This window comes from Pseudomonas medicaginis (genome assembly GCF_965119365.1).
Classification (GTDB): domain Bacteria; phylum Pseudomonadota; class Gammaproteobacteria; order Pseudomonadales; family Pseudomonadaceae; genus Aquipseudomonas.
The window spans coordinates 3,724,958-3,738,899 of record NZ_OZ221631.1 but is presented as its reverse complement, the minus strand read 5'-3'; the positions used below and the strand labels follow the sequence as shown (position 1 = coordinate 3,738,899).

Annotated in this window: 11 protein-coding genes; 4 read left to right on the top strand and 7 right to left on the bottom strand. The window is 60.7% G+C overall.

What is annotated here, in order from left to right; genetic code table 11:
- Positions 1-18 precede the first annotated feature (18 nt).
- From fabF to ACMTA2_RS16355, 3 genes are read right to left on the bottom strand one after another with little or no spacing between them, the layout of a single operon-like run.
- Positions 19-1,305 (bottom strand): beta-ketoacyl-ACP synthase II, encoded by a 1,287-nt coding sequence (gene fabF / locus ACMTA2_RS16365; RefSeq protein ID WP_413790823.1) that lies wholly within the window; start codon positions 1,303-1,305, stop codon positions 19-21.
- 53 nt (positions 1,306-1,358) lie between these two features.
- Positions 1,359-4,439 carry an efflux RND transporter permease subunit gene (locus tag ACMTA2_RS16360; protein ID WP_413790822.1) on the bottom strand — a complete coding sequence of 1,027 codons (3,081 nt, stop codon included), beginning with the start codon at positions 4,437-4,439 and terminating at the stop codon, positions 1,359-1,361.
- Positions 4,436-5,545, bottom strand: coding sequence for an efflux RND transporter periplasmic adaptor subunit (locus tag ACMTA2_RS16355; protein ID WP_413790821.1), 1,110 nt, complete (start codon positions 5,543-5,545; stop codon positions 4,436-4,438). Before ACMTA2_RS16355 ends, ACMTA2_RS16360 begins: the two co-directional genes overlap by 4 nt.
- A 220-nt stretch (positions 5,546-5,765) precedes the next feature.
- On the opposite strand from ACMTA2_RS16355, the gene ACMTA2_RS16350 reads away from it, so the two are divergent.
- Positions 5,766-7,229 (top strand): efflux transporter outer membrane subunit, encoded by a 1,464-nt coding sequence (locus ACMTA2_RS16350; protein ID WP_413790820.1) that lies wholly within the window; start codon positions 5,766-5,768, stop codon positions 7,227-7,229.
- Positions 7,230-7,370: 141 nt separating this feature from the next.
- Positions 7,371-8,156, top strand: a complete 786-nt coding sequence (locus tag ACMTA2_RS16345) for an SDR family NAD(P)-dependent oxidoreductase (protein ID WP_413790819.1) — start codon at positions 7,371-7,373, stop codon at positions 8,154-8,156.
- A 57-nt stretch (positions 8,157-8,213) separates the two neighbouring features.
- On the opposite strand, the gene ACMTA2_RS16340 is transcribed toward ACMTA2_RS16345, so the two are convergent.
- The 4 genes from ACMTA2_RS16340 to ACMTA2_RS16325 form a co-directional block, all read right to left on the bottom strand.
- The gene (locus ACMTA2_RS16340) at positions 8,214-9,485 is read right to left on the bottom strand and encodes an OmpP1/FadL family transporter (protein WP_413790818.1); all 1,272 of its coding nucleotides are present in this window, start codon (positions 9,483-9,485) and stop codon (positions 8,214-8,216) included.
- Between the two features lie 51 nt (positions 9,486-9,536).
- Positions 9,537-10,421 (bottom strand): thioesterase family protein, encoded by an 885-nt coding sequence (locus ACMTA2_RS16335; RefSeq protein ID WP_413790817.1) that lies wholly within the window; start codon positions 10,419-10,421, stop codon positions 9,537-9,539.
- Positions 10,422-10,536: 115 nt separating this feature from the next.
- Complete coding sequence (locus ACMTA2_RS16330; protein WP_413790816.1) at positions 10,537-11,157, bottom strand: TetR/AcrR family transcriptional regulator; 621 nt, start codon at positions 11,155-11,157, stop codon at positions 10,537-10,539.
- A gap of 101 nt (positions 11,158-11,258) precedes the next feature.
- Positions 11,259-11,684 (bottom strand): VOC family protein, encoded by a 426-nt coding sequence (locus ACMTA2_RS16325; RefSeq protein ID WP_413790815.1) that lies wholly within the window; start codon positions 11,682-11,684, stop codon positions 11,259-11,261.
- 101 nt (positions 11,685-11,785) lie between these two features.
- Between ACMTA2_RS16325 and ACMTA2_RS16320 the strand changes: the two genes are divergently transcribed.
- Together ACMTA2_RS16320 and ACMTA2_RS16315 are read left to right on the top strand one after the other, a co-directional pair.
- Positions 11,786-12,664: a LysR family transcriptional regulator gene (locus ACMTA2_RS16320; protein WP_413790814.1), complete on the top strand. Its 879-nt coding sequence runs from the start codon at positions 11,786-11,788 to the stop codon at positions 12,662-12,664.
- Positions 12,665-12,904: 240 nt separating this feature from the next.
- Positions 12,905-13,669: a substrate-binding periplasmic protein gene (locus ACMTA2_RS16315; protein WP_413790813.1), complete on the top strand. Its 765-nt coding sequence runs from the start codon at positions 12,905-12,907 to the stop codon at positions 13,667-13,669.
- Positions 13,670-13,942: the final 273 nt, after the last annotated feature.

Sequence of the window (13,942 nt, the reverse complement as noted above, 5' to 3'; positions counted from 1 at the left end):
GCCCCCAACTACCCACACTCACACCTCCCAACGACGAAACAACACGCTGGCATTGACCCCACCGAACCCAAATCCATTGGAGAGCGCATGGGTAATCGGCATCTTCCTGGCCTTCAGGCCTACCAGATCAAGCCCCGCAGCAGCCTCGTCAGGATGAACCAGGTTCAGCGTGGGCGGTACGACCTGGTCACGCAGCGCCAGCACCGTGAAGATGGCTTCAATGCCCCCGGCCGCGCCCAGCAGGTGCCCGGTAGCGGATTTGGTAGAGGTAATCGCCACACCGGAGTCCGTGCCGAACACCGAGCGAACGGCGGCCAGCTCCCCGCTATCGCCGACCTGGGTGGACGTCGCGTGGGCGTTGATATGTTGCACGTCCGAGGGGCTGACAGAAGCCTGGCGCAGCGCCTGCTCCATCGCACGCCGAGCGCCATTGCCGTCTTCCGGGCCCGCCGTCAGGTGATAGGCATCAGCGCTGGTGCCATAACCCACCAGCTCCGCCAGGGGCTTGGCGCCACGAGCGAGGGCGTGCTCCAGCGACTCGATCACCAGCAACCCGGCGCCCTCGGCCATGACAAAGCCGTCGCGATCACGATCAAAGGGCCGCGAGGCCTCTTGCGGGCGCTCGGCAAAACCGGTGGACAGTGCGCGGGCCGCCGCGAAGCAACCCAGGGTCACACGATCGATCGCCGCCTCGGTGCCACCGCAGACGGCGATGTCCGCCTCCCCGCTCCTGATCATCCGCGCCGCATCGCCAATGGCCTGGCCCCCGGCAGCGCAAGCGGTGACCGGCGCGCCCAGCGGGCCCTTGAGGCCGTGGCGGATGGAAACGTGCCCGGCCGCCATGTTGGCGAGGAATGCCGGCGCAGAGAACGGTGACAGTCGACGCGGCCCGCGAGAGTCAGTGGTGCGTATGGCATCGGCAATCGCACCAAACCCACCCACGCCGGATGAAACGATTGTCGCGGTCCGCTCCTGGTCGGCAGTTTCAGTAGGATGCCAGCCAGCCTGGTCCAGGGCCTCTTGCGCCGCTACCAGGGCGAACTCGATGAAGCGGTCCATTTTCTTGCGGTCTTTGGGCGCGATGAAGCGCTCCGGGTCGTAACCGGCAACGGGATCCTCTTCCAGGGTCGGCACCTGACCACCGACCGCGACGCCGGTGCCCTCGGCGAACACTTCGGGCAGGCTACGGATCCCGGAACGGCCGGCCAGCAGCCGTTTCCAGACCTCCTCTACGCCACAACCCAGGGGGCTGACAACGCCGACGCCCGTAACCACGATACGTGTTTGACCTGCTGGAATACTCATAGAAACCTCTTCATGTCTGTAGTCGCCCACTGGAGCGGCAAGCGATTGATCGGTTATGCCAACTTGACTGTTTCAGTTTGCACGGTCTTCGCCGGACGGATCTTGAACCAGATGGAATACATAGCCGGCAGGAACACCAGTGTCATGATCGTGCCAACGAACGTGCCGCCAATCAGTGTGTAGGCCAGCGTCCCCCAGAACACCGAATGCGTCAGCGGGATAAACGCCAGGATCGCTGCCAGCGCCGTCAGCAGCACCGGGCGGGCCCGCTGGACCGTGGCTTCGATGACCGCGTGGAACGGGTCCAGGCCTTCCTGTTTGTTGTGATGGATCTGCCCGATCAGGATCAGTGTGTTGCGCATCAGGATGCCCGAGAGTGCGATCAGGCCGACCAAGGCGTTGATCCCGAACGGCTGATTGAAGATCAATAGCGTCGGCACCACACCAATTAACCCCAGCGGTGCGGTGAAGAACACCATGATCATGGCCGAGATCGAACGTACCTGGAGGATGATGATCAGCAGCGTCAAAGCAATCATGATCGGCACCAGCGGCACGATGGCCTGGCCGGCCTTGCCGGATTCCTCGATGGCCCCCGCCTGCTCAATCCGGTAACCATCGGGCAGCGTGTCGATGATCGGTTGCAGTTGCTTGATGACGGCTGTCGATACGTCCGGCGGTTGCAGGCCTTCGGCGATGTCGCCGCGTACGGTAATAGTCGGGGTCCGGTCACGTCGGCGCAGGATCGGATCCTCCATGCGCACGTCCACTTCGCCCACCTGAGACAGCGGAATCCGCTGCCCCGCCGCCCCCACCAAGGTGAAGCCTTCGATCTGGGCCGGATCGAGGCGGATATCGCCGGCGGCGCGTCCCACCACCTGCACCGAACGGATGTCCTCGCGTACCGCCGTGATCGGCACCCCAGCCAGGAGGAATTGCAGTTGCTCGGCGACGGCACTGGAGGTCAGGCCGACCGCCTGCAAGCGATCCTGATCCAGGTTGAAATGCAGCGTCGGCGTCAGCGGCCCCCAGTCGCTGTTGACGGTCCTCATCATCGGGCTGGCTTGCATGACGTCCTGGACGCGAGCGGCGATCTCCCGCAGTTTCGACGGGTCAGGCCCCATCACCCGGTAGGCCACCGGGAAGGGCGAGTACGGACCAAAGACAATTTGCGTTGCCCTGACCCGAGCCTCCGGGGCCAGCCCTTCGGCGACCGCTTCGCGCAGACGGAATTTGAGGGTTTCCCGTGCATCCTGGCTGTCGGTCAGCGCCACGATCTTGGCGAATGATGGATCCGGCAGTTCCGGGGCCATTGCCAGGAAGAAGCGCGGCGCGCCCTGCCCGATGTAGGCCGTGACGATCTTGGCTTCCGCCTGCTTTTGCAGCCAGGCCTCGACCTTGGCGGTGGTGGCGCTGGTCTGCTCGATGGAGGTGCCATAGGGCATCTGCACTTCGATCATCACCTCCGGGCGGTCCGAGGTCGGGAAGAACTGTTTCTTCACCAGGCCCATGCCCATGATGGACACGACAAACAGCGTGGCGACCGTGCCGGCCACCAGCCATTTACGGGCGATGACCCGCGTCAGGATCCGCCGGAAGCGGTTATAGCGCGGAGTGTCGTAGATGGCCGCATGCCCGCCTTCGACCTTCTTGATGTCCGGCAACATTTTCACCCCCAGGTAAGGAGTGAACGCCACCGCGACCACCCAGGAGGCAATCAGCGCGATGCCGACGATCCAGAACATGTTGCTGGTGTATTCGCCGGCAGTGGACTGGGCGAAGCCGTTGGGCATGAAGCCAATCGCCGTCACCAACGTACCGGACAGCATCGGTGCGGCCGTGTGGCTCCAGGCATACGCGGAGGCCTTGATCCGGTCGTAGCCCTCCTCCATTTTCACCACCATCATTTCGATCGCGATGATGGCGTCGTCCACCAGCAACCCGAGGGCCAGGATCAGTGAGCCGAGGGTGATCCGGTCAAAGTTCTTGCCAGTGGCTGCCATCACCACGAACACGATGGCCAGGGTCAAGGGTACAGCCGCCGCGACCACGATCCCGACGTGCCAGCCCATGCTGATAAAGCACACGACCATCACCACCAGCAACGCGACGAAGAACTTGACCATGAACTCGTCGACCGCCGAGTTGATGTTCACTGCCTGGTCAGTGACTTTGGTCAGCGTCATGCCCAGCGGCATGCCTGCATTGATCTTGCTTGTTTCTGCATCGAGCGCCTTGCCCAGGTCCAGGCCGTTCCAGCCCTCGCGCATAATCACGCCCAGCAACAACGCTTCTTCACCGTTGTTGCGCACCAGGAAGGTGGCCGGATCTTCATAACCGCGCTCAACCGTCGCCACGTCCGAGAGCTTCAAGGTGCGGCCCTGGATAGCCAGCGGTGTGTCACGGATTTTTTCCAACTTGTCGAAGGCGCCATCCACCCGCAGGAAAACCTGTGGCCCATTGGTTTCAATGGAACCGGCGGGCGTGAGCACGTTCTGGCTGTTCAGGGCGGCGAAAATGTCCTGGGGAGATACACCCAGAGTCGCCAACCGGTCATGGGAAAAGGAAATGAAAATGCGCTCGGCCTGCTCGCCGATGATGTTGACCTTCTTCACCCCCGCCACATGCAACAGGCGCTGGCGCAGAACCTCGGCGTCACGCACCAGCCGGCGCTGCGGCTCGCCCTTGGCCTTGAGGGCGAAAAGCGCGAACGTCACGTCCGAGTACTCGTCGTTGACCAATGGCCCGATCACGCCCGCCGGCAGCTTGGTGGCTTCGTCGTCGAGCTTTTTGCGCGCCTGATAAAACTCTTCCTGCACCTGCGAAGGCGGCGTGCGGTCCAGCAGCGAGACCATGGTGAACGCCAGGCCCGGTCGGGTGTAGGTTTCCGAGCGGTCGTACCATTTCAATTCTTGCAGGCGTTTCTCCAGGGGCTCGGCGACCTGGTCTTGCATCTCCTGCGCCGTCGCGCCCGGCCAGGCCGTGATGACGGTCAATTGCTTGACCGTGAACGGCGGATCCTCTGCGCGACCCAACTTGAAGAAGGCCAGGGTCCCGGCGACAGCTATCAGAAAAATCAGAAACACCGTGATGGAGCGCTCGCGCACCGCGAGGGCTGAAAGATTGAGGCTCATTGGCGGCTCCCGGCGACCTTCACATCGTTTTGTGGAAGCAGCCTGACGGGCTCGCCTTCACGCAGCAGATGTGCGCCCAAGCCAATGATCTGTTCGCCGACATTGAGGCGACCCGTGACACGTGCTGCGTCGTCGCTCAAGCCCAGGACCTGCACTGGACGCCAAGTGACTTTTGCCGGTTCGCCGTCGATGGCCCATACGCCGGTGCCGGTGCCCGGGTCGTACAACGCAGCGATCGGCACCTGTACCACCTGCCCCTGGGTCGCGCCTTCGGCGATGCGCAGGGTGACGGTCGAACCCAACGGTGCATTGGCAAGTGCGCCTTCGAGCACATAGCGCGCTTCAAAGGTACGGGTCACCCGGTCAGCCGAATCGGACAGCAACCTCAGTTTCGCGGTGACGGCCCCGTTGGAGCTGCCGTACAGCGTCGCTTGCGCACCGGACCCGACGGTGGGCCGCAGGGTCTCGGGCAGTTGCACGACCGCTTCGCGCTGCCCGGCTCGCGCCAGTCGAACCACCGGTTGGCCGGGGCTGACGACCTGCCCCGGCTCGGCCAGCGTTTCCATCACCACGCCGTCGGCGTCGGCGACAAGCACCGCGTAGCCGGACGCATTGCGGGCCACGTCGGCCTGCGCCTCGGCGGCACTGAGTTGGGCCTTGGCGGTGTCGGCTGCGGCTTTGATCTGGTCGTAACCCGACGCCGAAATCGCCCCGGCGGCCACCAGCTCGCGATATCGAGCTTCATCATCGGCGGTTTGCTTGGCCCGCGCCCGCGCGGCCGTAACGGCTTCTTGCTGGGCTCGCGCCTGCAATCCCAGATCGATCGGATCCAGGCGCATCAAAGGCTGGCCTTTTTTAACGGTCTGGCCGGCATCCACCAACCGTTCCAGCACCTTGCCGGAAACACGAAAGCCCAGGTCACTCTGGACCCGTGCCGCCACGACGCCGGTGAAAGAGCGAGCGCTGGCTGACGAACCCTGCACTTGCGCGACCCTGACCAGCGGGGCAAGCGTGCGTGGGTCGGTGGCGTTGGATGACTCGCCACATGCCGTGAGGACGAGAGGTAACAAGCAAGCGGCAAGGGCGACAGGTCGGAGCCAGATCATAGGTTCCCTTTATTGAGCAGAGGACTGGGAGTTCATTCTTACGCTCGTGACCAATACTGTCAATGGTCACAAATCAGAGTTTCGTTTCTAGAAGACTCCTTATCCAAACAACACTCTGTAAACATGGACCAATCGATAAATGAAGGCAGCTCCTTTACCGATTGACAGCATGTGACCAATCTATAACATGGTCACAAATGACGATCCTGAGGAAACCTCGATGCCACCTCTCCGCCCCCTTGCTCTTTTAGTAAGCGCCAGTTTGATGGCCGGCTGCGCAGTCGGTCCGGACTATCAGCGCCCGGACGCCGCGCTTTCGGATCGTTTCCTGGGCCAGTCTTCTATCGAGCAAAGGAGCGGCACAACACAAGCCAGCCTCACCACCTGGTGGGAGGGGTTTGGCGACCCGATGCTGAGTGATTTCATCGCCAAGGCCCTGGAGCAGAATCTTGACCTCGCCCAGGCGTCCGCACGCGTTGCCCAGGCACGGGCCGGCCTTGGCGCGGCCAACGCCGCCCTGTTGCCCTCGGGAACTGTCAGTGGCCAGGCCGCACGCGCTTATCAATCGGTCGAGACGCCGCTGGGCCAGGTGCTCGATTCGAACCCTGGTTTTGATCGATATGGGAACAGCTACGAGCTGGACCTGGGCGCAAGCTGGGAACTCGATGTCTTTGGTGGCCTGCGACGCGGACGCGAAGCTGTATTGGCCGAGTACCAGGCCTCCGAGGCCGGTGCCGCCGCCACGAGACTGGCCGTCGCCGCGCAGACCGCTGACATCTACATCACCCTGCGCGGCTTGCAAGCGCGGCTGGACATTGCGAATCGCCAGGTCAAGACCCAGCAGGACCTGCTGGAGAAAGTCCAGTTGCTCTACAGCAAAGGCCTCGCTGCCAGCTATCAGGTCCGCCAGACCGAGGGTGCACTTGCTCAGGTCCAGGCAACGGTGCCCGTCCTGCAGACCGGCCTGGATGCCGCCATGAATGCATTGGATGTCATGCTCGGCACACCGCCGGGCACCCATCGCCAGCAAGTGGCCGAGACCGGCAGGATTCCCCTGCCCCCACAAATCAGCGGGATGGGTACGCCGGCTGATCTGTTGCGCCGCCGGCCGGATCTCATTGTCGCCGAACGCCGTCTCGCCGCCTCCAATGCCCGCATCGGCGAAGCCATCGCCGAGTACTACCCGAAATTTTCCCTCAGCGGGTTGCTCGGCAGTGCCACGGCCGTATCGGCCGGACACCTGTTCTCCGGCGGCGCCAGCCAGGCGTCGGGGGCGCTGGGTCTGCGCTGGAGGCTGTTCGATTTTGGCCGGATCAACGCGCAGATCGACCAGGCCAAGGGACAGGAAGCCGAAGCGCTGGCTGCCTACCGCCAGTCGGCGCTTCGGGCCACCGAGGATGTCGAGAACGCATTCTCCGCGCTGGTGAACCGAGAATCCCAGGCCACCACGCTCACCGCCGGCGAAGCGTCACTGAGCGAGGCTCGCCAGTCGTCCTTTATTGCCTATCAGAAAGGCACGGCCAGTCTGATCGATGTGCTCAATGCCGACCAGACGCTGCTCCAGGCATCCGATGCCCGGGCGCAGGCACGGACCGAATCAGCGCGCGCGGCGGTCGCGGCGTTCAAGGCCCTCGGTGGTGGCTGGCAAGCGCCGCAGCCAGCACAGCCCGTAGCGAGCCGATGACCTGACATGAACACCAGGCCTTCATCGCGAGCAAGCTCGCTCCCACAGGATTAGCACCCATTCCCTGTGGGAGCGAGCCTGCTCGCGATGAGGCAATCACATTCACTGTTGTTTCAATCCTTACAACCGGAGTCCAGCCACATGAAAACCAACGAGAATTCCTGGGTGCTCATCACGGGTGCTTCCAGCGGCTTTGGCGAGGAGTTCGCCCGGCAATATGCAGTACAGGGAAAATCCCTCGTTCTAGTGGCTCGCAGACTCGACAAGCTAGAAGCGCTATCGAAAGAACTGCGTGAGCGTTTCGGCATCGAGGTAATCAACGAACAAGTCGATTTGTCTTCGATCCCGGCAGTCATCGAACTGCACAAACGGCTGGTTCAACAGGGTGTTGCGGTTGATGTGCTCATCAACAACGCCGGCCATGGATTGCAGGGCCCGTTCGTGGACCACGCCATTGACCAATCCCTGGCAATGATCAATCTGGACATCGCCAGCCTGACCACCATGACGCGCCTGTTTGCGGAAGACATGCGCATCCGCCGCCGCGGCCACATTTTGCAGATCGCCAGCTTGCTTTCTTATCAGGGGGTGAAGAACTTCGCGGTCTATTCAGCGGCAAAGGCCTACGTGCTTCGCTTCTCCGAGGCGCTGCATCAGGAACTCAAGGGCGACGGCGTCGTCGTGACCGCGCTGTGCCCGGGTATGTCGGACACCGGGTTTGCGCAGAGCGCCAGTCAGAAAATCACCCCAGCGTTGAAGATGGTGATGATGCAACCACAGCCAGTGGTTCGTGCCGGCATCCGCGCCCTGCAAGCCGGACGCATGAGTGTCGTGCCCGGTTTCGGCAACAAGGCGCTCACGGTGTTGACTTGGGCTACACCACGCTGGCTGCACCAACGCCTGATGGCCAATGTCATGGGTGCCTGAGTTGGGATTTGGCCAAGACCGGGAGCCGCGCTGGCTCCCGGTCCGAGCCATGTTGCGTTAGAACCGATAGGTGACTGAAGTACCGAAACCGCTGGCACTGTTCCGGTATTTGGCACTGTATGACCCGCGAGCCGCAGAGGACTGATCGACTCGCACGCTCTCTTCCTGCAAGTAGGAATAAGCCACGTCGATCGTGACATCTTCCACCGGCGTCCAGCCCGCACCGAAGCTCAGAATCTTCCGGTCCCCCGTCGGAATACGCGGTCCTCGGTTGGTGTTGTTGGCCGGCGACTGGTCGACCGTCAAACCTGCTCGCAGCACCCACTGGTTGTTCAGCTTGTACGCCGCACCGATCGCGTGAGCCCAGGTGTCATGCCAGTTCTCTTCTTCAGTGACAGTGCCCAGCGCGCCACTGAGCAGAGGCGGCAAGCCTGAGTTCTCGATGGTCAGCTCCTTGAAGCGACTCCAGCGCGTCCAGGTGCTCCCCAGGTACAGCGTCCAATCGTCATTGAGTTGATGGGTAAGCGAGAGATCAACCGACTCTGGAAGGTCCACATCCAGCGACGAGTCATAGCTACGCCCGCTGACCCCTACTACGCTGAAAATACCGCCAGTGAGCTTGGACTTGGCGTCCAGGTGATAACTGACCTTGGAGTGATAGGTCAGTCCCAGGCGGGTCTGGTCCGTGGCCTGCACCAGGATGCCGGCGTTGAAGCCAAGCGCCGTATCGTCACCGTTGCTTTTCAGCTTCCCATCGTTGCTGCCGGGGCTCAGAGGGTTGGGCACCATCCCGGAGATCTCACCGCTGATCCGGTTGATAGTCGGACCGAACCCGATCGACACCTTGTCGTTGAAGGCATAGCTGACGGTGGGTTGGAAGGTCAGCGTCGTCACTTCGCTTTTGTTGCCGTAGTAGCGTCCGGCAAAATCGCTGCCGTAATCGGTAATCAGACCGAACGGCACGTAGAAGCCAACGCCGAACGCCCAGTGCTCATCGACGGGCTTGACGTAGTAACCCATCGGTATCGTGGTGGTCGGTACCATGTCGCCGTCTTCCCGGCCACCGAAGGTGCTGCGGGTCTGGCTGATATCACCTTTGGCAAACAGTGTCGCAGCCCCCACGCTGACCTGCTCTTTCTTCAAGCGAGACATGCCCGCCGGATTGCCAAAGACCGTGCTTGCATCTTCAGCTGAGGAGGAGCGCCCGGCAAAGCCCAAGCCCATCCCGCTGATGCTTTGTTCATTCAGCGCGAAGCCGCTTGCCAATACCTGGGAAGTTGCAAGCGCAACGGCGAGCCCCAAGGGAGCCTTGAGCAAGATTTTTTTCATTATTAGAACTCTAGGAACAATTGCTGAAAGGTGGAACGGTTTGTTTTTCTGCTAGGTGAAAATCGCCACGGTCTGACGCGCCCAAAGTACTCGCCGACCGCTTTCGTCCCAGACTTCCATATCCTGTAGCGAGTAGCCTTCCAAGGCTTGCTGACTGAAAGAGCTGATGAGGAACCATTCGCCGGTAACGGCCGGCTGCGGCAGATCGATCGTCCATGACGCCGAGCTGATGGCAGCCGGTTCGGTGAAGCACGTCATGGCAGCGGGCGGCAGGCTGTCAGCCAGTGCAATCAACGCCACTGCGGGATTCACCCCTTGGGCATCCAAATGACGGACCCACATCAATAATTCAGGATTTTGCGCACCGGACACCGGCAGCGAACCGCCTGCGGGGCGCATCTCGAAGTTGAAGGCACAGGCGGGCGCAATGCGGTTGTCCAGCTCCAGCGTGGTGCACCGCGACGGCCCCTCTACCAACGGGCATCCCCACGCCTCATGGGTAATTCTGCTGGCTCGTGGTTGAGCGAACAGCAAGGTCGTGCGCAACGCCAGCTCATCACCCGACTTACAGTCGACCGACACCGACGTCACGGATCGCCCTTGGCGCAACACGCTTGTATCGAAAGTCTGAGGCTGCGTGACCGGCCCTATGAATGACACCTGCGCAGACTTGAACGGCGGAAAATCCTTCGGGCGCTCGCGCAGAACCGCCTCCAACGACAACGCCGCCGACAGGCCGCCAAAGATCGTCCTACCCTGCTGCCAGTTGGCCGGAGCAACAAACGGCACGCTCGGATCAAATTCCGCCAGCACCTGAGCAAAGCTGGTCATATCGCTGTCCTCCGACTGGCCTGAACGTGAGTCCGCAACAGCGTCGCGATTGATGGCGACAGCAATCGAAGGGACCACTTGAAACGCGATGTCATATTTATTCATGTGACCATTTATGTCAATAGTCACTCAATAGGCAAATAGAGACCCGTCAGTCAGGTAACAACCGAATACAAGGAAGTCGTGTGAATCGGGACGGCTGCAGTCAGCAGCCATCCCCTCAGGGCATCAGGCTACGCAGGATGAGATTTGCGGTCAGCGTCGGGGCAACCTCGACGTGATCGAGGCTGTACTGCAGCAACAGAGGATTGACGAAAGGCCGAAGCGTCAGGTGGATCGATTCGACGGTTTCATCCAGCGGCGTCTTGCGCTCGAACTCACCGCTCTCACGCCCTTCGCGCACCACCTGCACCACGAACTGCTTGATCCGAGCGTCATACAGCTGGGAACTGGGCCAGCGCTCCGATGCAGAGAATGCGGCAATGTCATAGAGCTTGCGATCATTGAAGAATAGGTCGATTCCGGTGGTAATCAGGGTCTTGACCAGGCGGCGGAAGCGCTCTGTCGAAGTGAGCCCTTCCTCGCTGACGGCCTCTTCCACGGCCTCCACGATCCTTGCAAGACAGCCGGCACAGATGGCTTCGCCAATCGCCTGCTTGGAATCGAAGAACTTGTAGATGTACGCCTTGGAAAAGCCGATGGCCTTGGCCAGGTCGGACACCGTGGTCTTGGCGTAACCGTATTGACTGAAATGCTCTTTGGCCGCCGCGACAATCTGGTCGCGAATATCATGATCGGCGGGGCCGCGAGTGCTGGGCGAAGGTATTGAGGGCTGGTTCATGAGGGCAGCTTACGCATCCTGAAGATAGTTGACAACTTGTGACCAGCAATAAACATAGTCACAAGTCAACCACTATCAAGCTGTCGGTACGCCCCTTTCTTCTATTTAGCGAAGAGCTGGCTCATATCCTTGAACGCCTTGAATTCCAGCGCATTACCGCAAGGATCGAACAGAAACATCGTGGCCTGCTCCCCCACCTGCCCTTTGAAACGTATGTAAGGCTCGATCACAAACTCGGTACCAAAGGATTTCAGCCGCTCGGCCAGCGCTTCCCACTCCTGCCAACCCAGAATGATGCCGAAGTGAGGCACCGGCACGTCGTGCCCATCTACCGGGTTGCTGTGGACGCTCTCTTGGGAAGCGGTCTTCGGCTGTTCATGGATCACCAACTGATGGCCGTAGAAGTTGAAGTCGACCCAGTGGGCGCTGGAGCGGCCCTCTTGCAACCCAAACACCTCGCCATAAAAGGTCCGAGCGCCTGGAAGATCATAAACAGGGATTGCGAGATGGAAGGGAGAAAGGCTCATCATGGCTCCTGTTGCTTTTATAAGGACCGGGCCATCGTAAGGCCGGGCTCAAAACAAGAAAAACAATGTATTTCTCTCAGTAACACAATTAATATTTGTGAATGATCAAAGAACTCAAGACCCTTATCGCCGTAGCACGGGAAGGTACTTTCGCTGCCGCAGGCAATAAAATCGGCCTCACCCAGGCGGCGGTCAGCGCACAGATCCAGCGCCTGGAGGCCGAACTTGGCTTCGAGATTTTCGACCGCAAGGGACGCTCGGCTCATCTCAATCGGATGGGCCATCAAATACTCTTGCAAGCCCAAGAGTTGTTGCGCCTTTACGACAATCTTGGCGCGAGTCCCGCCGGGCTTGCCCCCAGCGTCCTGGTGAACGTTGGCGCTATCGCTTCGGTGCAGCGCTCCTTCCTGCCAGACGCGCTCGCCAGGTTTCACCAACAGTGTCCCCAGTGCCGCACGCGGGTCCTTCCTGGCGTATCGATGGAGTTGATCAACCTGGTGGATGCCGGCGAAATCGACATGGCCGCCATCATCCGCCCGCCTTTCTCGCTGCAAAACGATCTGCGCTGGATGACGCTGGCGCTGGAGCCGTATCGACTGATCGTTCCGAGCACGCTCCCCGGAGATGACTGGGCTGAACTACTTGGCAGCCAACCCTTCATTCGTTATGACCGGGCGTCGTTCGGTGGCCGGCAGGTGGACCGTTTCCTGCGCAAGATGCATTTCGCCTTGCATGAAGTCAGCGAGCTGGATGAACTCGAGGCCATCATCAAGCTGGTTGGAAACGGCGTCGGTGTGGCCCTGGTGCCGCAAGCCGCCACCCACCACAAATGGCCAGAGGGTGTGCGCGCACTCGACCTCGCGGAGCACACCTTCCACCGTGATGTCGGGCTCGTCCATCGACCTCGACAAAGCCTCACCGAACCCGCGGGGATACTGGTGCAATTGATTGCCGAGCGCGCTCGAGCCAACCCTGTATGAATCGTACCTCTTTGCGGACAAACAAAAACCATGCGCAGGCTCAAGGTTTTTGTCGACCGGATGATCTATACCTCAAGTACACGCAATCAGGCCAAGGCAACAGACTGGCGTGTCCTGATAAAACGACTGTGGCAAACCCGCTTCGGACGCGCTGCATGACATAAAACGTTGGCCTGCAAGACGCTGTTTCCGCGCCCCCTTTGAATGGCGCACCACTTTCCAATGCCTGAAGTATTGATCATGAGCCCGAACAAACGCGTCTTGAATGCACCCACCAGAGCGCTGTCCAGGCTTTGTCTGTTGCTACCGCTGTTGGTTGTCAGCAACGCACGCGGTGAGCCCTTGGAGATAGAACTGCATATCCTCGACGCGCCGCCGCTGACATTCGTCGACGACCCCAGGGGCCACGGAATCGTCGGCGATGTCGCTGTGGCGGCCATGACCAAGGCCGGGTACACCGTGAAAATCCATGTGCTCCCCTGGGCCAGGGCACAGAAGCACGTCAGTGAAGAACATGACCACTTGATCGCGCCCCTCTCGCGCATCCCCACCCGTGAGGATCGCTTCACCTGGGTCGCTTCGATCATGCCTATGGAGCGTGCTTTTTTCAGCCTTGAGCGGCGGGTGAGCAGCTTTGCCCAAGCGAAGGAAACCTACCGCAAGATCGGCGTCGGCCTGGGCAGCGCACAGGAAGATATCCTGCGCACCGAAGGGTTCAGCGATGAACAGATCTATCCGCTGGTCATTGGCGACAACCCCGCCCAGTTGCTCTTGATGGGGCGCATCGATGCGTGGTTCAACGGTGTACCGGAGAGTCGATACATCTGGCCGAAGGTGTCTAAACGCAAACTGCTCATGAGCTCGGTCGGCAGCAGCGCCGATCTATACCTGGCCTGCTCGAAGCAATGCTCGCCAAAAATGGTCGAGGATTTGCGCGAAGCGGTTGAAGCGCTTCACGCGGATGGGACAGTCAAGCATATCCATGACCTCTATTTGCCGCGATAGGCCGCGACCATCAATACATTTGATGGCAAAGACCAAAGTCCACACGCGCCCAAGACTTGGCTGAATCATTCTGACGAGGGAGCTTGCTCCCCGTAGCGGCCCCTCTTTGTGAGCGCTCAAGCGGGAGCAGGCTCCCTCGCCATGGCCGGATTAGAGGCCTTATCGATGGCTTATATCATTCTGAATGATAGTTACCTTTGCTTCATTCGATTCGTCCCTCTGCCTTGCGCCACGCATCATCCGCCCATTCTCAATACATTGGCGGATGCTATC

Excerpts from the sequence above, each read along its gene's own strand:
- fabF (WP_413790823.1), bottom strand. The coding sequence starts at position 1,305 with ATGAGTATTCCAGCAGGTCAAACACGTATCGTGGTTACGGGCGTCGGC.
- ACMTA2_RS16360 (WP_413790822.1), bottom strand. The coding sequence starts at position 4,439 with ATGAGCCTCAATCTTTCAGCCCTCGCGGTGCGCGAGCGCTCCATCACG.
- ACMTA2_RS16355 (WP_413790821.1), bottom strand. The coding sequence starts at position 5,545 with ATGATCTGGCTCCGACCTGTCGCCCTTGCCGCTTGCTTGTTACCTCTC.
- ACMTA2_RS16350 (WP_413790820.1), top strand. The coding sequence starts at position 5,766 with ATGCCACCTCTCCGCCCCCTTGCTCTTTTAGTAAGCGCCAGTTTGATG.
- ACMTA2_RS16345 (WP_413790819.1), top strand. The coding sequence starts at position 7,371 with ATGAAAACCAACGAGAATTCCTGGGTGCTCATCACGGGTGCTTCCAGC.
- ACMTA2_RS16340 (WP_413790818.1), bottom strand. The coding sequence starts at position 9,485 with ATGAAAAAAATCTTGCTCAAGGCTCCCTTGGGGCTCGCCGTTGCGCTT.
- ACMTA2_RS16335 (WP_413790817.1), bottom strand. The coding sequence starts at position 10,421 with ATGAATAAATATGACATCGCGTTTCAAGTGGTCCCTTCGATTGCTGTC.
- ACMTA2_RS16330 (WP_413790816.1), bottom strand. The coding sequence starts at position 11,157 with ATGAACCAGCCCTCAATACCTTCGCCCAGCACTCGCGGCCCCGCCGAT.
- ACMTA2_RS16325 (WP_413790815.1), bottom strand. The coding sequence starts at position 11,684 with ATGAGCCTTTCTCCCTTCCATCTCGCAATCCCTGTTTATGATCTTCCA.
- ACMTA2_RS16320 (WP_413790814.1), top strand. The coding sequence starts at position 11,786 with ATGATCAAAGAACTCAAGACCCTTATCGCCGTAGCACGGGAAGGTACT.
- ACMTA2_RS16315 (WP_413790813.1), top strand. The coding sequence starts at position 12,905 with ATGAGCCCGAACAAACGCGTCTTGAATGCACCCACCAGAGCGCTGTCC.